Origin of the sequence: Paenibacillus sp. FSL H8-0280 (assembly GCF_045040665.1) — a bacterium.
GTDB lineage: Bacteria > Bacillota > Bacilli > Paenibacillales > Paenibacillaceae > Paenibacillus > Paenibacillus xylanexedens_A.
The window spans coordinates 4,343,114-4,362,830 of sequence record NZ_CP150296.1 but is presented as its reverse complement, the minus strand read 5'-3'; the positions used below and the strand labels follow the sequence as shown (position 1 = coordinate 4,362,830).

24 protein-coding genes are annotated in these 19,717 nt (G+C 46.7%); 23 read left to right on the top strand and 1 reads right to left on the bottom strand.

Annotation, left to right across the window (positions count from 1 at the left end):
• Window positions 1–25: 25 nt before the first annotated feature.
• The 17 genes from MHI12_RS19030 to MHI12_RS18950 all read left to right on the top strand — a co-directional run bounded on the left by MHI12_RS19030 (window position 26) and on the right by MHI12_RS18950 (window position 14,316).
• Entirely contained in the window at window positions 26–727 is a 702-nt protein-coding gene (locus MHI12_RS19030) for a phosphoribosylanthranilate isomerase (protein WP_076210319.1), read from the top strand.
• Window positions 724–1,923 (top strand): tryptophan synthase subunit beta, encoded by a 1,200-nt coding sequence (gene trpB / locus MHI12_RS19025; RefSeq protein WP_047843556.1) that lies wholly within the window; start codon window positions 724–726, stop codon window positions 1,921–1,923. The genes MHI12_RS19030 and trpB overlap by 4 nt, the downstream gene beginning before the upstream one ends.
• Window positions 1,920–2,726: a tryptophan synthase subunit alpha gene (trpA, locus tag MHI12_RS19020; protein ID WP_076328309.1), complete on the top strand. Its 807-nt coding sequence runs from the start codon at window positions 1,920–1,922 to the stop codon at window positions 2,724–2,726. The genes trpB and trpA overlap by 4 nt, the downstream gene beginning before the upstream one ends.
• 86 nt (window positions 2,727–2,812) lie before the next feature.
• Entirely contained in the window at window positions 2,813–3,913 is a 1,101-nt protein-coding gene (hisC, locus tag MHI12_RS19015) for a histidinol-phosphate transaminase (RefSeq protein ID WP_405170053.1), read from the top strand.
• A gap of 26 nt (window positions 3,914–3,939) precedes the next feature.
• Window positions 3,940–5,034: a prephenate dehydrogenase gene (locus MHI12_RS19010; RefSeq protein WP_017687717.1), complete on the top strand. Its 1,095-nt coding sequence runs from the start codon at window positions 3,940–3,942 to the stop codon at window positions 5,032–5,034.
• Between the two features lie 726 nt (window positions 5,035–5,760).
• Window positions 5,761–6,354, top strand: coding sequence for an RNA polymerase sigma factor (locus MHI12_RS19005; protein ID WP_036607662.1), 594 nt, complete (start codon window positions 5,761–5,763; stop codon window positions 6,352–6,354).
• On the top strand, window positions 6,351–6,986 hold the full coding sequence (locus tag MHI12_RS19000) for a hypothetical protein (protein ID WP_341008031.1): 636 nt from the start codon (window positions 6,351–6,353) through the stop codon (window positions 6,984–6,986). The genes MHI12_RS19005 and MHI12_RS19000 overlap by 4 nt, the downstream gene beginning before the upstream one ends.
• Window positions 6,987–7,029: 43 nt before the next feature.
• Complete coding sequence (locus MHI12_RS18995) at window positions 7,030–7,629, top strand: histidine phosphatase family protein (protein WP_074095634.1); 600 nt, start codon at window positions 7,030–7,032, stop codon at window positions 7,627–7,629.
• A gap of 237 nt (window positions 7,630–7,866) precedes the next feature.
• Window positions 7,867–8,985 carry a hypothetical protein gene (locus MHI12_RS18990; RefSeq protein ID WP_405170052.1) on the top strand — a complete coding sequence of 373 codons (1,119 nt, stop codon included), beginning with the start codon at window positions 7,867–7,869 and terminating at the stop codon, window positions 8,983–8,985.
• Window positions 8,986–9,029: 44 nt separating this feature from the next.
• The gene (locus tag MHI12_RS18985) at window positions 9,030–9,536 is read left to right on the top strand and encodes a gamma carbonic anhydrase family protein (RefSeq protein WP_036607653.1); all 507 of its coding nucleotides are present in this window, start codon (window positions 9,030–9,032) and stop codon (window positions 9,534–9,536) included.
• A gap of 23 nt (window positions 9,537–9,559) precedes the next feature.
• Window positions 9,560–9,739 carry an IDEAL domain-containing protein gene (locus MHI12_RS18980; protein ID WP_017687723.1) on the top strand — a complete coding sequence of 60 codons (180 nt, stop codon included), beginning with the start codon at window positions 9,560–9,562 and terminating at the stop codon, window positions 9,737–9,739.
• A 154-nt stretch (window positions 9,740–9,893) separates the two neighbouring features.
• Entirely contained in the window at window positions 9,894–10,316 is a 423-nt protein-coding gene (locus MHI12_RS18975) for a DUF2487 family protein (RefSeq protein ID WP_405170051.1), read from the top strand.
• A 192-nt stretch (window positions 10,317–10,508) separates the two neighbouring features.
• Complete coding sequence (locus MHI12_RS18970) at window positions 10,509–11,048, top strand: ubiquinol-cytochrome c reductase iron-sulfur subunit (protein WP_036607648.1); 540 nt, start codon at window positions 10,509–10,511, stop codon at window positions 11,046–11,048.
• A gap of 15 nt (window positions 11,049–11,063) precedes the next feature.
• A complete protein-coding gene (qcrB, locus tag MHI12_RS18965) occupies window positions 11,064–11,735 on the top strand; it encodes a menaquinol-cytochrome c reductase cytochrome b subunit (RefSeq protein WP_017687726.1) in 672 nt (223 codons plus the stop codon).
• A gap of 21 nt (window positions 11,736–11,756) precedes the next feature.
• Window positions 11,757–12,641 carry a menaquinol-cytochrome c reductase cytochrome b/c subunit gene (locus MHI12_RS18960; protein ID WP_237174715.1) on the top strand — a complete coding sequence of 295 codons (885 nt, stop codon included), beginning with the start codon at window positions 11,757–11,759 and terminating at the stop codon, window positions 12,639–12,641.
• Window positions 12,642–12,753: 112 nt separating this feature from the next.
• A complete protein-coding gene (locus MHI12_RS18955) occupies window positions 12,754–13,380 on the top strand; it encodes a DUF1405 domain-containing protein (RefSeq protein WP_091018277.1) in 627 nt (208 codons plus the stop codon).
• A 66-nt stretch (window positions 13,381–13,446) separates the two neighbouring features.
• Entirely contained in the window at window positions 13,447–14,316 is an 870-nt protein-coding gene (locus MHI12_RS18950; RefSeq protein WP_405170050.1) for a sporulation protein YpjB, read from the top strand.
• A gap of 118 nt (window positions 14,317–14,434) precedes the next feature.
• Here the strand turns inward: MHI12_RS18950 and MHI12_RS18945 are convergent, their stop codons facing one another.
• A complete protein-coding gene (locus MHI12_RS18945; RefSeq protein WP_221820340.1) occupies window positions 14,435–15,304 on the bottom strand; it encodes a YitT family protein in 870 nt (289 codons plus the stop codon).
• A 171-nt stretch (window positions 15,305–15,475) separates the two neighbouring features.
• On the opposite strand from MHI12_RS18945, the gene MHI12_RS18940 reads away from it, so the two are divergent.
• From MHI12_RS18940 to bshA, 6 genes are all read left to right on the top strand, one after another.
• Entirely contained in the window at window positions 15,476–15,805 is a 330-nt protein-coding gene (locus MHI12_RS18940; RefSeq protein WP_017687732.1) for a nucleotide pyrophosphohydrolase, read from the top strand.
• A gap of 50 nt (window positions 15,806–15,855) precedes the next feature.
• The gene (locus tag MHI12_RS18935; protein WP_405170049.1) at window positions 15,856–16,380 is read left to right on the top strand and encodes a tetratricopeptide repeat protein; all 525 of its coding nucleotides are present in this window, start codon (window positions 15,856–15,858) and stop codon (window positions 16,378–16,380) included.
• An 80-nt stretch (window positions 16,381–16,460) separates the two neighbouring features.
• Window positions 16,461–17,264 carry a 4-hydroxy-tetrahydrodipicolinate reductase gene (gene dapB, locus MHI12_RS18930; RefSeq protein ID WP_036607633.1) on the top strand — a complete coding sequence of 268 codons (804 nt, stop codon included), beginning with the start codon at window positions 16,461–16,463 and terminating at the stop codon, window positions 17,262–17,264.
• A gap of 11 nt (window positions 17,265–17,275) precedes the next feature.
• A complete protein-coding gene (gene mgsA, locus MHI12_RS18925; protein ID WP_017687735.1) occupies window positions 17,276–17,716 on the top strand; it encodes a methylglyoxal synthase in 441 nt (146 codons plus the stop codon).
• On the top strand, window positions 17,713–18,411 hold the full coding sequence (gene bshB1 / locus MHI12_RS18920) for a bacillithiol biosynthesis deacetylase BshB1 (protein ID WP_405170048.1): 699 nt from the start codon (window positions 17,713–17,715) through the stop codon (window positions 18,409–18,411). The genes mgsA and bshB1 overlap by 4 nt, the downstream gene beginning before the upstream one ends.
• Window positions 18,412–18,510: 99 nt before the next feature.
• Window positions 18,511–19,671 (top strand): N-acetyl-alpha-D-glucosaminyl L-malate synthase BshA, encoded by a 1,161-nt coding sequence (gene bshA, locus MHI12_RS18915; protein WP_076209934.1) that lies wholly within the window; start codon window positions 18,511–18,513, stop codon window positions 19,669–19,671.
• Window positions 19,672–19,717 lie beyond the last annotated feature (46 nt).

Below are 19,717 nucleotides of genomic sequence, written 5' to 3'. Positions count from 1 at the left end.
CATACACGATGGCACAGGCGACAGTATGTCAGAACTGAGAAACCCGCTGCCAGCGGCCGTAAAAATATGTGGACTTCAGGACGTTGAAGTGCTAAAATCGATGATAAACTTGCCTGTGGATTACATTGGTGTTGTTTTTGCCAAATCACGCCGCCGAATCGAACCCGAGCAGGCTGCTGCATTAAGAACGGTGTTGTTCGAATGGTCTACTTATGATCGGCCGAAGCTTGCGGGTGTATTTGTGAATCCTACGCTCGAAGAATTGGAACACATTATGGACATTGCTCAGCTGGATGTTATTCAACTGCATGGACAGGAGACTGCGGAATTTTGCCAGCAGGTGAAGCAGCGGTGGAATGCCAAAGTGTTCAAAGTTTTTTCTTTTCCCAAAGATGAAACGGGACCGGAAGCTGATGATGCAGCCATAAGGGCTCTTGATACTTACGATAAATTCGTGGATGCGATATTGCTTGATACCCATGATCCTCTATATGGAGGGGGCTCCGGGAAAACGTTTGCCTGGGAGCGAATCCCTGCCTATGCTGAATGGGCGAAAAGTCGCGAAATTGCTCTGTTCGTTGCAGGAGGTTTGCAGCCGGACAATGTACAACAACTAATACAGACATATGCACCTTTCGGCGTCGATGTATCCAGCGGCGTGGAGACTGAAGGTGTGAAGGATATTGCCAAAATTACAGCATTCGTAGAAAGGGTGAAGCAGGCATGACACATCAATTGCCGGATCAACACGGGCGTTTCGGTCACTTCGGAGGCCGCTTTGTACCTGAGACACTAATGAACGCACTCATAGAGTTGGAGGAGGCATATAGCCACTTCTCTGAAGATGAGGAATTCAACAAGGAACTGAACTATCTGCTAAGCGAGTATTCTGGACGTGAAACGCCATTGTATCATGCAGAGCAATTGTCACGCCGATTGGGCGGACCGAAAATTTATCTGAAACGTGAAGATCTCAATCATACAGGTGCGCACAAAATTAATAACGCCATTGGACAAGGTTTGCTTGCCAAACGGATGGGCAAAAAGAAAGTTATTGCCGAAACAGGTGCAGGTCAACATGGCGTTGCAACGGCAACCGTAGCTGCATTGCTTGGATTGGAATGCAAAGTATTTATGGGCGAAGAAGATACAGAGCGTCAACAGTTAAACGTATTTCGGATGAAGCTGCTCGGAGCAGAAGTCATTCCGGTGACGTCCGGAACACGGACACTGAAGGATGCTGGTAATGAAGCGCTTCGCTACTGGGTCAGCAATGTGGAGGATACATTCTATGTGCTCGGATCAGTGGTTGGTCCTCATCCATATCCGATGATGGTGCGGAATTTCCAGCGTGTGATTGGTGATGAGACCCGTCGTCAGATTCAGGAGATCGAAGGGCGTTTGCCGGATGTAATTGTAGCCGCTGTTGGTGGAGGAAGTAATGCGATCGGTATGTTCTATCCATTTATCGGTGATCAGGATGTGAAGCTTGTTGGTGTTGAAGCCGCAGGCAAAGGGGTCGAAACCGAGTATCATGCTGCAACGATGACCAAAGGCACGCATGGTGTATTCCAGGGATCTATGAGTTACCTGTTGCAGGATGAGTATGGACAGGTTCAGCCAGCGCATTCCATCTCGGCCGGACTTGATTATCCGGGTGTTGGTCCGGAGCATTCCTATCTCAAGGATATTGAACGGGCAAAATATGTACCGATCACGGATCAGGAAGCACTGGATGCCCTGCAACTCCTATGTCGGACGGAGGGAATCATTCCTGCTCTGGAGTCTGCACATGCGGTTGCCCAAGTTGTCAAACTGGCGCCTGAACTTACAGCAAATGATATTGTAGTCATTTGTCTGTCGGGACGTGGAGACAAGGATGTTGAATCCATCATGAAATACACGGGAGGTGACTTGGGATGAATCTGATGGACCAGACCTTCCAGCAATTGAAGGAACAGAATCGTACGGCACTTATTCCATTTTTAACCGTGGGAGACCCGGATGTGGACACAACGATTGATATCATCAAGGAGCTTGAACAGGCTGGAGCGGATATTTTGGAACTGGGTGTTCCCTATTCCGATCCGCTTGCAGATGGCCCAGTCATTCAGCGCGCTTCCGAACGTGCGCTGAAAAGCCAGATTACCATTCGTACTGTGATGGAAACCGCTGCAAAAGCTCGTAAGGCAGGTGTGAAACTGCCGTTTGTACTGTTCACTTATTATAATCCGGTATTGCAGACAGGCCTGGATGTATTCTTTGATGAATTGGTCAAACACGATATTAGTGGCATGATCATTCCGGACCTGCCAATTGAGGAAGCGGAAGAGATGCGAGAACGCGCAAATCGTGCTGGTGTGCATCTGGTGCCGCTTGTTGCACCTACATCTAATGCACGGATTGAGCGGATTGTAACGGGAGCGAGTGGCTTTATCTATTGTGTATCTTCTCTTGGCGTAACCGGAGAGAGAGCTTCTTTCTTTGATGGCGTTGAAAGCTTCATTGAGACGGTGAAAAGTCTGACAGACCTCCCTGTAGCGGTAGGTTTTGGTATCTCCAGTCATGAGCAGGTGGCACATTTCTCCCGCATCTGCGATGGCGTTGTTGTAGGTAGTGCCATTGTTCGTCAAGTGGAAGATGCGATTCCTCTGCTTGAAAATCCGGATACGCGTGCAACGGGACTGTTGCAAATTCGCAACTTTGTGGCACAATTAAAGGGATAGAGGTGTCCTGAAAGGACATCTTTTGGACGCATGAGGTGCACGCTGATTCGTGTCTAACATTATTTCAATAACAGGAGGCGGTCGGGTTGAAACCGAAATCCCAGATTGTCAATCTGCCTGTGTACCAGCCGGGCAAACCGATTGAAGAAGTGAAACGTGAACTGGGGCTTGAACAAGTCATCAAGCTGGCCTCCAACGAAAACCCGTACGGCAGTTCTCCTGCCGCCCTGGAAGCCATTACGAGAGAAATGACTAATATAAGCATATACCCAGACGGTAGCTCGGTTGAGCTGACGGGAGTTCTTGCCAAGCATCTTGGCGTTGAACGGAACAACTTAATATTTGGTTGTGGTTCCGATGAGATTATTGCTTTGATCACGAGAGCTTTCTTCTTGCCGGGTGACGAGACCATCATGGCAGATCAGACATTTTCTGTATATAAAAGCAATGCAGATATTGAGGGTGGCGTGTCCATCGAAGTGCCTCTGAAAGATGGCACGCATGATCTGAGCGCGATGCTCGCGCAAATTAACGACAAAACCAAAGCAGTATGGGTTTGTAATCCAAATAATCCAACAGGTACGATTATCTCCGAGCAGGAACTTACAGCCTTTATGGACCGTGTGCCTGCTCATGTGATGGTCATACTGGACGAAGCTTATTATGAATTCGTAACCGATGAAGCATACCCGCAAAGTATACCATTGATCGAACGGTATCCGAACTTGGTCATCCTGCGGACATTCTCCAAAATTTACGGTTTGGCTTCGCTTCGGATCGGATATGGTATTGCACGTCCCGAAATTATTGATTTGATTAACCGTGTACGTGAACCGTTTAACACCTCCCGTTTTGGACAGGTTGCGGCAACCGCTGCACTACTGGATCAGGATTTTGTTCAAGAGTGCTCGAAGCGGAATGCAACGGATCGGGATTACCTGCAAAATGAATTTACACGGCTCGGATTGTCGTATTTCCCTTCACAGGGTAATTTCATTATGGTTGATCTGAATATGCCTTCAGCAATTGCGTTCCAATCCTTGCTCAAACAAGGCATTATCGTTCGCTCAGGATTCCACGTATACCCAACTTACATTCGTGTGTCCGTCGGAACATCAGAACAGAACCGTGCATTTGTCACGGCACTGGAGAACACGCTGGCTGAGAAGGCGGTAGCACGCCCTTAATACTGGCGATGAAAGAGTGAGGACCCATGAAACTAAAAATTGCAATGATTGGTGTAGGACTCATCGGCGGTTCACTGGCACTCTGCTTCAAAGGCAAGCCAGATGTAACCGTGATGGGCTACGCCCACTTGGATGAACTGAAGGACAAGTACATAGCGAGCGGTGTAGTGGATGATGCTACGCTTTCTCTGGAAGAAGCGGTAGAGGATGCCGACTTTATTTTTTTGTGCGTTCCTGTAGGTTTGTTAGAATCCTATTTCGAGAAACTCTCCAAGCTGCCATTGAAAAAAGGATGTATCATCACGGACGTAGGAAGCACCAAGGCTTCCATTGCCGCTTGTGCCGAGCATGTGCGGTTGACTGACGCTTACTTCATTGGTGGTCATCCTATGGCAGGGTCGGAGCGTGCAGGCGTAGATGCGGCCTCAGCCGTGTTATTTGAGAATGCATACTATGTCTTAACCCCTTCAGAACATGTACCTGAGGAAGCCTACAGCAGGTTGTCTGAGCTGCTTGCGTATACGCGGGCACAGATCGTGCGTGTGGAACCTCTGCTGCACGATGACATCGTGGGGGCGATTAGTCATCTGCCACATGTTATTGCTGTTGCTCTGGTGAATCAGGTGCGTGAATATAATGAGTCGAATCCACTGTATAAAATGCTGGCTGCAGGTGGTTTCCGGGATATTACCCGGATTGCGTCCAGTGATGCGATTGTGTGGAGAGATATCTTGCTTAGCAACCGTGATGTACTGCTGGGCTTGCTTAAGGACTGGAATAGCCAGATGACGGCATTTACGGATATGTTGGAGCATAAGAACGGTGAAGGCATAGAAGAGGCATTCCGTCAGGCCCGCGAGTTCCGCAGTATATTACCAGAACGACGCAAAGGCATGATTTCGCCGTTATTTGATCTGTATACTGATGTCCAGGATGCACCGGGTATGATCGGTAAGATCGCAACTGAGCTTGGGGCGAATGACATCAACTTGAGCAACTTGGAGATTATCGAGAACCGGGTGGATGTGCCGGGCATTATGCGTCTGTCTTTCCGTCAGGAAGAAGATATGGAACGAGCCAAGACGTTATTGGATTCCTTAGGCTATCAAGTGTGGATATAAGACGAGAAAGAGGGCGAAAGCCCTCTTTTTTGTGAGGTTATATTGGAGTTGTTATTTGATTTTCAGTCACAGAAAAAAAGGATGTATTATCCTGAATTACCGAAAGATATAATTAATTCAAACAATTTTACTGAAAGTGTTGACAAAATGAAAACGTATACATATAATAAGGGTACAGTATGGTTTCTCTCCACTCCTATCCAATAACTGTATTGCTCCACGTGAGCAATGGCCGCTTATGTAAGCGGTCTTTTTTTTGTCTTAAAAAGTTATGGGAAAGGCATTGATATGTTAATAGTTACACTTAAGCTTATATCCTCTATTTACATCTCCCTCCTTAATCTGTTAGGATACCTTAGATCAAATAAATATCACATTTTTGTAACCTTTTCGGTATGTCGTCCGTCTATATAAGCAAGGGTTACCAAAAAGGCTCAAAATGAAGTCATTAACGTGAAAATGACCGCATATGAATGACAGGTCGGGTTTTGTAGATACCAATGGATTTGCCAGGATGATGCAGACCGTTGTACAATAAATACTGTTAATGTAGAAACGTTGGGGAAATTGCCATTACATAGGGGAATTTGGCGGGAAGGCCAGTTATGGCGCTGAACGCTTTTTATATGCGGTGAGAACCGCAACTTTTTTGTGCCTGTTCGGTAATACATGGATAGAGTCGAACGGGGAGAAGCACATGGATGGGCGAGGAGGGGTCGCACTCAAATGACGGATTCCCAGTTGATTCGAGAGATCAAGGAAGGTAACCTGGAGTTATATTCCGAGCTGATGAGTCGTTATCAGCGTAAAATACTGGCTTTCGTATATCATATGTTGAAAAGTTCCAATATGGAGCTGCTTGCGGAAGATCTCTGTTCTGAGACTTTCTATAAGGCGTTCCGCAGTCTGCACTCTTTCCGTGAGGTGGATGCCTCATTCTCAACCTGGTTATATACCATTGCGAGAAATACGGTACTGAGTGAGCTTCGCAAACAGCGCAGCGGAAATGTCCCACTTGAAGAGAGCGGGATTGTTCCCGTTGCTCCTTCGGAGAATACACCGGAGTATGCTGTACTACGTAGCGAGCGGGTGATGCTGGTTAGGGATGCGATTAACAATTTGCCGGAGAAGCAGCGTTCTGCGATTATACTCCGCGAGTATGATCAACTAGACTACCAAGAGATTGCGAATATTCTTGGGCAGAGCGTCAGTTCTGTGAAATCGCTATTATTCAGAGCAAGATCAAGCGTAAAAACTCAATTGGAACCTTATTTCTTCGAACCGGTGTACGAGCCATATGAAGGGATGAAGAACCGATGAATTGCAATGAAGCCCAGGAACTGTTTGCACTGGTCTGGGACTTGCCGGAAACTCATCCTCAGCGGATTGCATTTCATGCTCATCTCGCTGGTTGTGAAGAGTGCTCCGAGCAGTTTGAGGTCTGGGAAGAAGCTCAGATCTTGCTGCACAGCATTCCGGTTCCAGTGACAGAACAACAAGCAGAGAGAGTGAACCGTAACGTTATGGACCGGATCTATGCGGAGTCTCCATGGCTACTGCCGGAAGAGGCAAAGGTTAATCGTTTCTCTGCTGTGATCCGCAAGCATATGTCTTTGTGGATTGCCGCGTTCCTGGCTATTTTTTTATGCAGCTTTCTGTATATGGCAATGTTTAAGCCAGACGTATCAGAAGCTGAGCAAACCAAAGTTGTTACTACGGGTATCCTGGAGACAGGGGTTGCCGGAAGCGGACCATCGTCCTCTGGAGTGTATCAGTACAACATGACTGGAGCGGACAGAGGAAGTATCATAGAACCTTTTGTTGTAAGCATGGGACCTGCTTATCCGCAGTATTGGATGGCCCTCTCTTTACTTGCAATAGGAATGGCGTTATTTTCTCTTGGACGTATGCATCGAACAACGAATAAACGCAAACAAGGTGCGAGTGCATAGGTAATAACCTTTCGTTCGCCGTGTGTAGAAATGAGGGATGTAAGTGCGAATCGGGCTTATTCGTCACGGTCTTACAGACTGGAATGCGGCGGGCCGTATACAGGGTCAGACGGATATTCCTCTGAATGGAGAAGGTCGTGAACAGGCAGAGCGCCTGGGAAGACGTCTGCTGACGGAAGAATACCAATGGGACTATATCATCACAAGTGGATTATCGCGGGCACAGGAAACAGGGGAGATTATCTCCAAGCTGTTGAATGTACCTTTGCTTGAGCCAGACGCACGGTTGAAAGAAAGGGCTTTTGGTCAGATTGAAGGTCTGACTTCAGAAGAACGGGTTGCTCGTTGGGGCCAAGCCTGGGAGACATTGGACTTGGGACAGGAGCAGATAGCGGATATCCAGATTCGTGCACTGGCGTTTCTGGAAGATCTATGGTCTGCCTATCCGGACCAAAACGTACTCATTGTCACTCACGGAGCTTTCTTAGCTAACCTGTTAACAGCCTTGTTTAAAGATCGGTATACAGAACGGATTGGAAACCTGTCACTGACGATTCTGGAAAAGGAACGTGATGACTGGAGTCCGCTGTTATATAATTGCACACGACATCTGTCTTTGGACACAGCGAAACAACCTGAGTAATCCAACTTGGGTTGTTTTTTTTTTTGCGTTTTATGGGGAAATAAAGACTTTATATGATTTCAAACCTCTCATTTTTCTTCTGATTGACCAACTCGGGGCATAGTATGGTTTAAAACATAAAAGATTTCCAAAAAGAGGTTTAGATTATGGGAATTCCGTCAACGATGTTTACAAAACCAAACTATTTCAGGCTCCGAATCAGTAGTCGAAGTAGTTAACGGGCGAGGCGATGGACCCATGAATCTAGCGGATATGCTTACTTTTGCCGATATTGGCCAGCTTAATCGAATAGCAGACTATTACCAATGTGAATGCAAGCCCAATTCCAAACATGAACTCATCCAGAGTATTCTCACTACATTGGGCAGCAGACCCTTTTTTGAGCAGCAGGTACGTCAACTGAATCAAGCAGATCAGCGCTTTTTGAACAACTTGTTGTTTGATCCTCGCCAGTATTATGGTATGGAAGAACTCATTGCCATAGCCCGTCAATCGATGGACAAAAAGGAGAGTGAGGCTGGCGCGAGTCCACGTGATCTCATCGTTCGCTTCAATAAGAGTGGATGGTTGTTCAATGGGACAACGCAGCAGACCAGGTATTTGTATCAGGTACCCCAGGATCTGAAATTAAGATTCAGGGATGTGTTATCCACACATCTGCGAGCAGGGATTACCAAAACAACGGAACCACCCATGTATCGGGATGAGTATCATTTCTTAGCGGATGATCTCAAGTTGTTCCTGCAGTTTGTCCAGCAGCACGAAATTGCCCTTAACGCTGAAGGCATGATGTACCGTCGCTCTCAACAGCAGATTATGGAGCATCTGCACATTAGTGAGGAATTGGTGGGCAAAGGTGGATGGAGATTCGGATATGGCCGTTCCTTCAAGGATTACCCGGATCGTTTCGCACTTCTCTACGACTATGCATTTCACCATCGGCTGGTTCGTGAGGAGCAAGGCACGCTGAAGTTATCACCAGCTGGAGAAGACAAGCTGGGAGCTGAGAAAACAGCCGAAATGATACAGCTATTTAGGTTTTGGTTAAGATTGTATAAAGGTGCTATTCCCAATCTGTCCTCTATTGTGTATTGGACAGGCGAATGTGCCCAAGAATGGTCAACCGCCGAGTCGCTGTTTCGTCAGATCGGTCCGTTCATTCAGCCGTTTTACTATGATACGGCCGAGGCCATTTATGATAACAGAATTGTTAAAATGATGTTGCATCTTGGCATGGTCCGTATTGGGGAACATGAGGAAGGCAGGACTATACAAATGACAGCCTGGGGCACACGTCTTGCTGCATCCTGTCGATCCATCTCAGGAGACATTACACCTATTATGTTTGACAAGTGAAGGACAAGTTGCTAAAATCACTCCCAAATTAAGGAGTGATAATAATGATAATTCCATACAAAGGTCTACAACCTCAGTTACACCCTTCGGTATATATGGCTGAAGGTGCAAAACTGATCGGTGATTTGAGAATGGGAGAAGAGTCTTCCGTCTGGTTCAATGCAGTCCTTCGGGCTGATTTGGCTCCTATTATCATTGGAAAGCGCTGTAATATTCAAGATAACGTTGTCGGGCATGTCAATACTGATCAACCTTTGATCGTGGGAGATGATGTCTCAGTAGGACATACAGCGATCATTCATGGTTGTTGTATTGGAACAGGATCATTAATCGGCATGGGAGCCATTCTGCTGAATGGAGCCGATATTGGCGAATATACGCTGATTGGAGCCGGTTCTGTTGTTACTGAGAATAGTAAAATTCCGCCCTATACTCTTGCTTTGGGGACACCTGCCAAAGTGATACGTGAGCTGACTGATGCCGATCTGGAGCGGATGTCCAGAACTTCACTGGGTTATGTTACCAAAGGAAAAGAATATAGGAGCTCTTAAATCCGTTTTGGAGGTGCATCCTATTGGATAAAATGAAAGTTACGTATGAAGTCATGTTGGGGCTGGCAGCTGAGATGGTGTGGGACGAAGCGCTTCGCAAACAGCGCAGCGAGAAGCTCTATTTGGAAATCGATAAAGCGTTAGCTACCGGAGACGAAGTAGCTTTCCGGAGTCTGACGGATGAACTGAGGACCATAAACTGATTAGCTAAATATATCCTTTCTGAGATAAAAGGGAATGCGCAGATGCGTGTTTCCTTTTTTTTGATATGTGTAATTCCAAAATGAATGTCTGGATTTATAAGATATAGTCATATATAATATGGGAATAAAATGGATAGAGAGGGGATATAGGGAATTGAAATTCAGTGAGATGACTCAAGACAGCTGGGCTGAACTGCAACTCTATCTGGATACATGCCTTATTCCATACACAGCTCTTAGCGGTGAGCAGTCGCCAGTTGAAGCTACCGAGGCGTTGGAGCGGCTGAGAGATTTTCTGGATCTGGTCGAAATTCCTTTCAAAGGGAGAATCATGACTTATCCAGCCTTTCATTATGCTAATTCGGAATTGTCAATGACATTAAATTCCTTGTCCGCACAGCTTAAATCCTCGGGATTCAAATATGTGGTTATTATGTCATCAGATGGTCATTTGGATGGCGTAGAAATTCCAGCTGCTGATCTGGTTTTGAGTCGGTCTGTTTTAACTCATGAGGTTGGAGAAGAAGGGATTGCGAGATTTGTAGGGGAAAAGATACGCGAGTTGTGGAAAAAATAGTTTTTAGCGACAAATGTGACAATTTTACAACAATTTTTTAATAACGCTTACAATTGAACCTTAAAAATGTGTGACAAATTCTTGACGGTGTTCTAGGGCTACTATATGATTATGTATGTTCTAGTAAGTCGTGGAATTTATGAAAATGAAAACGTTTGAGAGAGTTGGCTGAAAAAGGGGGTTGGAGACAGTATGAGCAGTGAGCATGACCACGAAGCTTCATTGAAATTGCCAAGCCGCATGGAGATGTCACGCAGGCAGTTTTTGACGTACACGCTTGGTGGAGCTACAGCCTACATGGCCGCCGGTGCAATCCTTCCTATGGTCCGTTTTGCGGTGGACCCGATTTTGCAACATAAGGGAGAAGGCACCTCTGTCAAAGTAGCTGAAATCAGCAAAATTACGAATGAGCCTCAAGAATTCACCTTTGAACTTAAACAACAGGATGGTTGGTATCTGAGTAATGCATCGTTAGTGGCGTGGATTCGCAAAGACGAGCAGGGTAAAATTTATGCACTCTCACCTATCTGTAAACATCTGGGATGTACAGTAGGCTGGAATAGTGACAAGCAGTACCCTGATGAGTATCATTGCCCCTGCCATGGCGCGCACTATGACAAGGAAGGGAAGAATCTTGCCGTAGCCCCCAAACCGCTGGATGAGTATGTAGTCAAGGAAGAGCAGGGTTGGGTATATCTGGGCGACATTGTTCCGAACACCCGAGTGAATTAGGAGGCGTGAACGCAGATGTTTAAAAATGTCTATGACTGGATTGACGAGCGTCTTGACATCACGCCAATCTGGCGGGACGTTGCGGATCATGAAGTTCCAGAGCATGTAAATCCGGCTCATCACTTTTCCGCATTCGTGTACTGCTTTGGTGGATTGACGTTCTTTATTACTGTTATTCAGATTCTGTCAGGCATGTTCCTGACCATGTATTATGTACCTGATATTATCAATGCTTACGCAAGCGTGGAGTACCTGCAGACCAAAGTAGCCTTCGGCCAAATTGTTCGCGGCATGCACCACTGGGGAGCCAGTCTGGTTATCGTAATGATGTTCTTACATACGATGCGTGTGTTCTTTACAGGCTCTTACAAGGCACCGCGTGAAATGAACTGGGTTGTCGGCATGCTGATCTTTTTCGTCATGTTGGGCCTGGGGCTTACAGGGTACTTGTTGCCATGGGATAACAAAGCCTATTTTGCAACAAAAGTAACACTGGAGATTGCCAATACGGTTCCTTGGCTGGGACCGATTATTAAAGAATTCCTGCAAGGCGGTACGATTGTTGGTGCACAGACACTAACCCGATTCTTTGCCCTGCACGTATTCTTCCTCCCCGCTGTGCTTCTGGTGCTTCTGGTCGGACACTTTATCATGATCCGCAGACAGGGCATTTCGGGACCACTATAAACTGAGAAGGGAGGAATCGCAATGGCTCACGGACATAAGAAGGATGATGAGGAAAAGGTTATCTTTGTCGGTGATTCACGGGTCCGTAAAGGGGCGGGTTTCATTACCCCTCCTGATTACACGGCGTATCCCGGCAAATCAGAAGCCTTTATCCCCAACTTCCTGCTGAAAGAATGGATGGTTGGTGTCGTTGTATTGGTGGGGATTCTGGTTCTCACGATCTCAGAACCTGCACCTTTAGGCTATCCGGCCAATCCGAGCGCATCCGTAATTCCCATGCCGGACTGGTACTTCCTTTTTCTGTATCAGTACTTGAAGTATCCATACGCATCGGGCGATTACGTTCTGCTCGGGGTACTGGGGGTCAGCGGAGTCGCTTTTGGAGCTTTGCTGCTGGCACCATTCCTGGATACAGGCAAGGAGCGGCGTTTCTATAAACGCCCAATTGCTTCATCACTGATGATATTGTCGGTCATTTCTGTATTCTACCTGACGAATGTAGCATGGACGCACTACGAGCATGAGTTGGAAGCAAGTGGACAGAAACCTGAACATATTCAACGTGAAGAAGAAGCGCTGGAGAGGCGTGAACAGGGGCTCCCACCCGTTTCCAATGCACCTGGACAGCAAGAAGAGGTTGCGATCGTGGAACAGGATGATCCTGCAATGGAAACGTACAAGAAGGCCGGATGTATTGGCTGCCATGCTGCTGATATGAAGGGCGCAAGTGGACCTTCACTTCGGGGTGTGGGTGACAAGCACAGCCAGGAAGAGATTCTGACCATCATTAAAGATGGTTATAACGAGATGCCTCCTCAGTACAATAACGCCATCGCTCAAGGTGTCACGGATGAAGAGATCACTCATCTGACCGAATGGCTTGCGAAACAGAAAGCAGAACAGTAAAATCGAAATAACCAATGAAACCTGATCGTTTATGCGGTCAGGTTTTTTTGAAGTGTTTTTTTTGGACAGCACTGTATCGTGCACAATATTGATGAAGGAAGGGGCAGGGAATGTGGCTTTATCGTATTTCTGGAGTAGGGAATTTCTAACCAATCGTTATTTCCTGTGGCTATTATTTTGGTGTAATGCGGTAGGAACGGTATACGGATACATCTGGTACGGAGAGCAAATGAAATTGACGCTGGCTGAGCAGCCGGTGTGGCAGATCGTATTTGTGCCAGATAGTCCAACAGCGAGTTTGTTTTTTACTTTAGCGTTGTTATGGGTCTTGTACCCACCACGGTCCATCATCATCAAACGGATCGGACATGTGATTCAGGCGCTTGCCGTGGTCACATCTGTGAAATATGGCGTGTGGGCCGTATCCATTATTTTCGCTGGCTGGATGCAAGGTGGTACACAGCACTGGCAAGACTGGATGTTGATTGCTTCGCATAGTGCGATGGCCATTGAAGCTCTAATTTATGTACGCTTTTTCGGCTTCCGCTGGGCTTCCCTTGTCGTTGCAGGTCTCTGGACACTGTTGAACGATACGATGGATTATACATATGATATTTACCCTTGGTTACCCGCTTCCCTCTATGATCATGTAGATGGTGTGCGTAATTTCACATTCGGACTGACACTGGTAAGCATTCTGTGCGCGTGGCTGGCCTTAAGACAGGCGAAACGAACCTGATATCCGATCTTGAGCTTGTTCTAATGAACTGTCCCCCGCCATACATTGGTGGTGGGAGGGATGTCCATGAAGAGAACGTTTGGGATCAAAACTGGCTTACTGGTGGTATCGTTCATGGCTCTAATGCTTTGGACGAACTTAGCATATCGTGTATCCGCGCAAAGTGAAGCATTGAATTCGAATTCAGATCAGCAAGTGTCCACAAGCAATTCAATTGCACAACTGAATGAGGAAGCAGCCATATTGTATCGTCAGGCGCTCGAGAATAATATTGAAGAAGTGCGCGGAAGCATTCTGCGTATCAGTAAAAGTCTGGAGCATATCTCCTTTGAGGGACAAACAACAGTCGAGGGCATTCACGCCTTTTCCGAAACCATAGTTGAAGTGAAACAAGCCGTTGTGAAGGTGAAAAATGACGATGCTTCTCTTCAGCAGTCCTCAGCCAAGCTCAGACTTGCAGCAGATAGTCTCGCGAATCCAACCAAGCCTTTATGGCTTCAGTATTATAAAATCGTGAAAAACGATCTGGACGCTTTATCCGCTGCTACAAATCAAGGGCAAACTGCGGCCGTACTGGCAAACCGCTACACCGTTCTGGAGGAGCATTATGAGACGATTCGTCCTGCCGCACTGATTCGCCGTGAACCGTATGAAATTGCTCAGATGGACGCCTGGTTATCTCATACCAAAGGGCTTACCACTGCCAAGCAACCTGATCTGGCTCAATTAAAGAGCATGGTTGGCCATGGGGAGGAACTGGTTAACCAGTTGTTTGGTCGCGAGAAGGACGAGAGTGCCTTTGTACCGTTTGTACAGGGTCCCGATCGCAGGGCAGCCGGGCTGCTCATTAGTTCGGTCATTGTGGCGACGTTAAGTTACGCCGGATATCGTAAATATCGTGCGCAGCAGCAGGGGATTTTTCCTTTTCGGCGTTAATAGAACATGAACTTGATCCTGGTCTATAAGTGGTATATAAAAAAGACCTCTTTCCGCATGAGTAGCCACGCTAACGGCTCTTCATGTAAAAGAGGTTTTTTTGTAGTTTCTGTGTATATCAGCTTTCTTTGAAACCTTCGCCATGTACATCGTGAACATCGCTGATGATGACAAAAGCTCTCGGGTCAATGGAACGTACAATGGTCTGCAATCGCCTGAACTCTTGCCTGGAGATCACGCAGTAGGCCATGTGTTTGGCCTGTTTAGAGTACGCGCCAATGGCTGGAATGAGGGTGACGCCACGATCCATATCCCGTGTGATCTGGTCCGCAATCTCGGGTGCATGGTCACTAATGATCATAAATGCCCGGGCAGAATATGCACCTTCCTGAATAAAGTCGATGACTTTGGAGGCGATGAATACAGCTACAAGCGTATACAGAATTTTTTCTTTGGGGATGTAGATGAGAGAGAGCCCGATAATGACAAAGTCGATGCCCAGTAATACTCGGCCCATACTCCATCCATACTTGCGGTTGAGAATACGGGCAATGATGTCTGAACCGCCCGTCGTTCCACCCCAACGAAATACGATACCAAGGCCGGCTCCGAGGGTAACACCTGCATATAGTGCTGCTAACAGTAAGTCATTCTCGGTATGTAATGGTTCAATCCAGCCCAGATGAATCAACTTCTCAAACAACCACAGAAAAACAGTCAGTGCCCCGATTCCGATACCCGTATAGATCATCTGTCTGCCGCCCAAAATTTTGAGCCCGATCAGAAAGAGGGGAACATTCAGAATCAAGGTTGTAAGTGAAGGTGAGATGCCAAAAGCGTAATTGATCAGCACCGTAACCCCGGTGAGGCCACCTTCCATAAGCTGGTTGGGGATAATAAAATAGAGGAGCCCAAAGGCATATAAGGCTGTACCCAGCACGATGGGAAGAACCAGTTTAACTTGAACCCAGGTTTTGGCAGTGCTCATAAGATCCCTCGCTGTAGATAAATTAGAATGAAGAAGCAATCATTCCCATCTAGTATACCTGTTTATTGATTCTTTAAAAATGATTTGTCGCTGATGATGGTGGAAGTGAATCTAAATAACTGATATTATTAGGAACAAATACGACATCATTTCAAAGGAGAATCCGTTCTCATGGAGAAAAGCATCGCAGAAATGCAGCGTGAGGTTGATCAGTATATCTCCCAGTTCAAGGAGGGGTATTTCAGTCCTCTGGCCATGTTGGCCCGGATGTCTGAAGAGGTTGGGGAGCTTGCCAGGGAAGTGAATCATGAATTTGGCGAGAAGCCGAAGAAATCTTCCGAAGCAGCCAATTCCATTGAACTTGAGCTTGGAGATATTTTATTTATCACGATTTGTTTTGCGAACTCACTGGGAATTGATCTGGCTGAGGCGCACGATAAAGTCATGCATAAATTTAACACCCGCGATGCCAATCGGTGGACTCCCAAAAACACCGATTAGGCATAGATTACATATGCTGTACCATCACCCGATCGGGGAGGGGCAGCTTGATGATGAAACCGGAAGAATATATGCAGCAGGCTTATCGCTGTATATTGCAAAATGATTTTGAGCAGGCCATTCGTTGGTTCGAATCAGCCATTCATGCTCATCCAAAACATGCGGAGTTATATTATCGCTGTTCCATTACACACGCGCGCAGCAAACATCTGGTTCCGGCACTTGAATATGCGCGCAAGTCGGTTGAATTGTCGCCAGGAACAGAAGAGTATATTTTGCATCTGCAGACGTTGGAATCAAAAGAATTGACCTCCAGAGCGAAGTTGCTGTTGGAGCAGGCGGGTATTGCAACACAGGAGCGCTATGTGGAAGCGTCTACGCTTCTGCAAGAAGCGGTCAAACTTGATCCGCTCTCAGTGGAAGCTCATGTTATGCTTGCGCTGGCTTACAGTGATTTGAATGAATTTGACTATGCAATTCAGGCGCTGCGTGAGGCAATTTTGCTGGACCCGCAGAATGGGCAACTGCATCAGATGTTACAGGAAATCAAGCAACGTATGAAATCCATTCAATAAGAATTCATTTTGCAAAGATTTCTTTTGAGTAGAAATGGATTCAACGATATGATCCAACATAGCGAGGAGATGCAGTCAATATGAGTGAAGTAATCAGAGTTGCCGTGATCGGAGCGGCTGGCCGTATGGGCCGTGAAGTTGTGAAATTGGTACTTCAGGACCCGGAATTGGAGCTTGCAGCGGCTGTCAACCGCTCCGGAGCAGGCACGGATGCAGGAACCCTTGTTGGTTTGCCAGAGTGTGGGGTGCTGGTGACTGATGATATCGAAATGGCTTTTGCCGAAACAAAACCTCAGGTTATGGTTGATTTTACAGTACCACAATTTGCGTTTGCACATACTGAGATCGCGATCCGTCATGGAGTCAGACCTGTCATGGGTGTTACCGGCTTCACGCCGGAGCAGATCGAACAGTTGGACAAGCAGTGCCAGGACAAAGGAATTGGAGGGCTTATTGCACCTAACTTCTCGATTGGTGCCATTCTGATGATGCGATTCGCAGCACAGGCTGCCAAACATATGCCAAATGTGGAGATCATCGAATATCACGGAGATCAGAAGCTGGATGCTCCTTCAGGAACTGCGATCAAAACAGCGGAACTGATTGCTGCCAATCGGGAAGAACTTCGTCAAGGTAATCCAAATGAGGAAGAAACGATTGAAGGATCACGAGGCGGGTATTACAATGGCTTCCGAATTCACAGTGTACGATTGCCTGGTGTATTCGCGCAGCAGGAAGTTGTTTTCGGAGACTATGGACAGTCACTCAAAATTCGGCATGACTCCTACGAGCGCGCAGGTTATATGCCTGGTGTTAAGATTGGTGTGCAAAAGGTTATGGAATATACAGGAATGATCTACGGATTTGACCACTTTATCGACTAAAGGAGATTGTCATGTTGAAAATAGCATTTATCGCCCATGATCGTAAAAAAGAAGAGATGGTTAACTTCGTGACGGCATATGAGCCTGTTTTTACGGACCATCAATTATATTCTACAGGAACAACAGGCCTTCGTATTATGGAAGGAACGTCCCTGAAGATTCATCGATTCGAATCAGGCCCATTGGGCGGAGATCAGCAGATTGGAGCTTTGGTTGCGCAAAATGAGATGGATCTGATTATTTTCTTGCGCGATCCATTGATGGCACAACCTCACGAGCCGGATATTAATGCGTTGCTACGTCTTTGTGATGTGCAGGGAATTCCACTTGCCACCAATATCGCAACCGCTGAGATTCTGGTTAAGGCTCTGGATCGTGGCGATTTTGCCTGGAGAGAGCTGGTACATAAATACAAGCCGGAGGCTGGATTGAATTCGGGTGATTCCGAATGAGTCTGGATATTCTCATTTTTGGAGCACATGCAGACGATGCGGAGATTGGTATGGGTGGAACGATTGCCAAACATACCGCTGCCGGCTTGAAAGTAGGCGTGTGTGATCTGACTCGTGCTGAGATGTCTTCCAACGGAACAGTAGAGCGCAGAACCGAGGAAGCGGAGCAAGCCTCCCGCGTCCTCGGTCTTTCGTGTCGAACGAATCTGGGTCTTCCAGATCGTGGCTTATATCTTACGCCTAAACATGTACAGGCGGTGACGGCTGAGATACGGCGTCATGCCCCTCGGATGGTGTTTGCTCCGTATTGGGAAGATCGTCATCCGGATCATGTCAATTGCAGTAAGCTTGTGCAGGAGGCTGTATTTAACGCCAAGCTTCGCAACTACATGCCGGACATGCCTGCCGTGCAGGTGAAGGAACTTTATTTTTACTTTATTAATGACATCGGTCCTACGGATTTGATTGTTGATATTACGGAACACTATGAGCAAAAAGAAGCATCATTACTTTCTTATCGTTCCCAATTCGAACTGGGAGACGGAGCGGTCTCGACACCATTGAATCAAGGGTATATTGAACGTGTAAGAGCCCGTGATTCCTTGCTCGGACAACGCAGTCTCATCCCGTTTGCAGAAGGTTTTGCTACAATTACACCTTACGTGGTTCATCAATTTGGCCCGGGTGCCCAATAAGCGATTTCACATTTTACGTTTAATGAAACGAAGGGTTTCATTATTCCATTGCATTATATCAACCTGCATGAAGCGGGAGATCAAAGGAGCGTCCACAGGATGGATAAAAAGCTAAAAATCGGCATCACCTGTTATCCGTCCCTCGGCGGGTCTGGCGTTGTCGCAACGGAACTGGGCAAATTACTTGCCGAACAGGGGCATCAGGTTCATTTTATTGCCAACAGTATCCCGTTCAGACTGGGTACGTTCCAGAAAAATATTTTTTACCACGAAGTTGAAGTAAATGATTATTATGTTTTCCGTTACCCACCCTACGACCTGTCACTGGCAACAAAGATGGCTCAGGTGGCTAAGTCACAGCAGCTGGATCTGCTGCATGTTCATTACGCCGTTCCACACGCAGTATGTGCCTTTCTTGCGAAACAAATGGTAGGGGACGGCCTTAAAGTGGTTACCACGTTACATGGAACGGATATTACGGTTCTGGCTCAGGATGAATCTCTGAAGGATCTGATCCGTCTAGCCATTAATGAAAGTGACGCGGTTACTGCCGTATCACAAGATTTGATTCGAGAAACGGTCGAATTGCTGGATATTCAGCGCCCAATCGATCTGACCTATAATTTTATTGATAAACGAATATATTATCCGCGGGATGCTGCCAGTCTGCGAAGAGACTTTGCTGCGCCCGACGAAAAAATATTAATGCACATCTCCAATTTCCGACCGGTGAAGAGAACTCAGGATGTGGTAGAGGTCTTCCGTCAGGTACAGGAGCAGGTTCCTGCCAAACTGTTATTTGTCGGTGAAGGACCTGATTTGCCGAAGATGCAATGGAAAATTAATGATCTCGGCTTGAATGATAAAGTTCATTTCCTTGGCAAACAGGATGACATTGCTCAGGTCATTTCCATGGCAGACGTGTTGATGCTTCCATCGGAGAAGGAAAGTTTCGGACTTGTGGCGCTTGAAGCAATGGCTTGTGGCGTACCCACGATCGGTTCACAGGCCGGAGGAATTCCGGAACTGGTCTTACATGGTAAGACGGGGTATTTATCCGCGATCGGGGATACACAATCCATGGCCGAGAACACCATCCGTTTATTGACGGACGATCGTTTGGCTGCTGAGTTCAGGGAAGCATGTCTTCAGCGCGCGCATCACGACTTTTGCAATGATGCTATTCGGCATGAATATGAACAAATTTATTACCGGGTTTTGGGAAGGGAAGTTCCGAATCTGAAGCCGGTTTGCGGTTAATCATTTCTTTGACGAAATCATACTGTGCATACCACAACAGGCAAGA

Coding starts and splice junctions, on each gene's coding strand:
- MHI12_RS19030 (WP_076210319.1), top strand. CDS start 26: ATGTCAGAACTGAGAAACCCGCTGCCAGCGGCCGTAAAAATATGTGGA.
- trpB (WP_047843556.1), top strand. CDS start 724: ATGACACATCAATTGCCGGATCAACACGGGCGTTTCGGTCACTTCGGA.
- trpA (WP_076328309.1), top strand. CDS start 1,920: ATGAATCTGATGGACCAGACCTTCCAGCAATTGAAGGAACAGAATCGT.
- MHI12_RS19010 (WP_017687717.1), top strand. CDS start 3,940: ATGAAACTAAAAATTGCAATGATTGGTGTAGGACTCATCGGCGGTTCA.
- MHI12_RS19005 (WP_036607662.1), top strand. CDS start 5,761: ATGACGGATTCCCAGTTGATTCGAGAGATCAAGGAAGGTAACCTGGAG.
- MHI12_RS19000 (WP_341008031.1), top strand. CDS start 6,351: ATGAATTGCAATGAAGCCCAGGAACTGTTTGCACTGGTCTGGGACTTG.
- MHI12_RS18990 (WP_405170052.1), top strand. CDS start 7,867: ATGAATCTAGCGGATATGCTTACTTTTGCCGATATTGGCCAGCTTAAT.
- MHI12_RS18985 (WP_036607653.1), top strand. CDS start 9,030: ATGATAATTCCATACAAAGGTCTACAACCTCAGTTACACCCTTCGGTA.
- MHI12_RS18970 (WP_036607648.1), top strand. CDS start 10,509: ATGAGCAGTGAGCATGACCACGAAGCTTCATTGAAATTGCCAAGCCGC.
- qcrB (WP_017687726.1), top strand. CDS start 11,064: ATGTTTAAAAATGTCTATGACTGGATTGACGAGCGTCTTGACATCACG.
- MHI12_RS18960 (WP_237174715.1), top strand. CDS start 11,757: ATGGCTCACGGACATAAGAAGGATGATGAGGAAAAGGTTATCTTTGTC.
- MHI12_RS18950 (WP_405170050.1), top strand. CDS start 13,447: ATGAAGAGAACGTTTGGGATCAAAACTGGCTTACTGGTGGTATCGTTC.
- MHI12_RS18945 (WP_221820340.1), bottom strand. CDS start 15,304: ATGAGCACTGCCAAAACCTGGGTTCAAGTTAAACTGGTTCTTCCCATC.
- MHI12_RS18940 (WP_017687732.1), top strand. CDS start 15,476: ATGGAGAAAAGCATCGCAGAAATGCAGCGTGAGGTTGATCAGTATATC.
- MHI12_RS18935 (WP_405170049.1), top strand. CDS start 15,856: ATGATGAAACCGGAAGAATATATGCAGCAGGCTTATCGCTGTATATTG.
- dapB (WP_036607633.1), top strand. CDS start 16,461: ATGAGTGAAGTAATCAGAGTTGCCGTGATCGGAGCGGCTGGCCGTATG.
- mgsA (WP_017687735.1), top strand. CDS start 17,276: ATGTTGAAAATAGCATTTATCGCCCATGATCGTAAAAAAGAAGAGATG.
- bshB1 (WP_405170048.1), top strand. CDS start 17,713: ATGAGTCTGGATATTCTCATTTTTGGAGCACATGCAGACGATGCGGAG.
- bshA (WP_076209934.1), top strand. CDS start 18,511: ATGGATAAAAAGCTAAAAATCGGCATCACCTGTTATCCGTCCCTCGGC.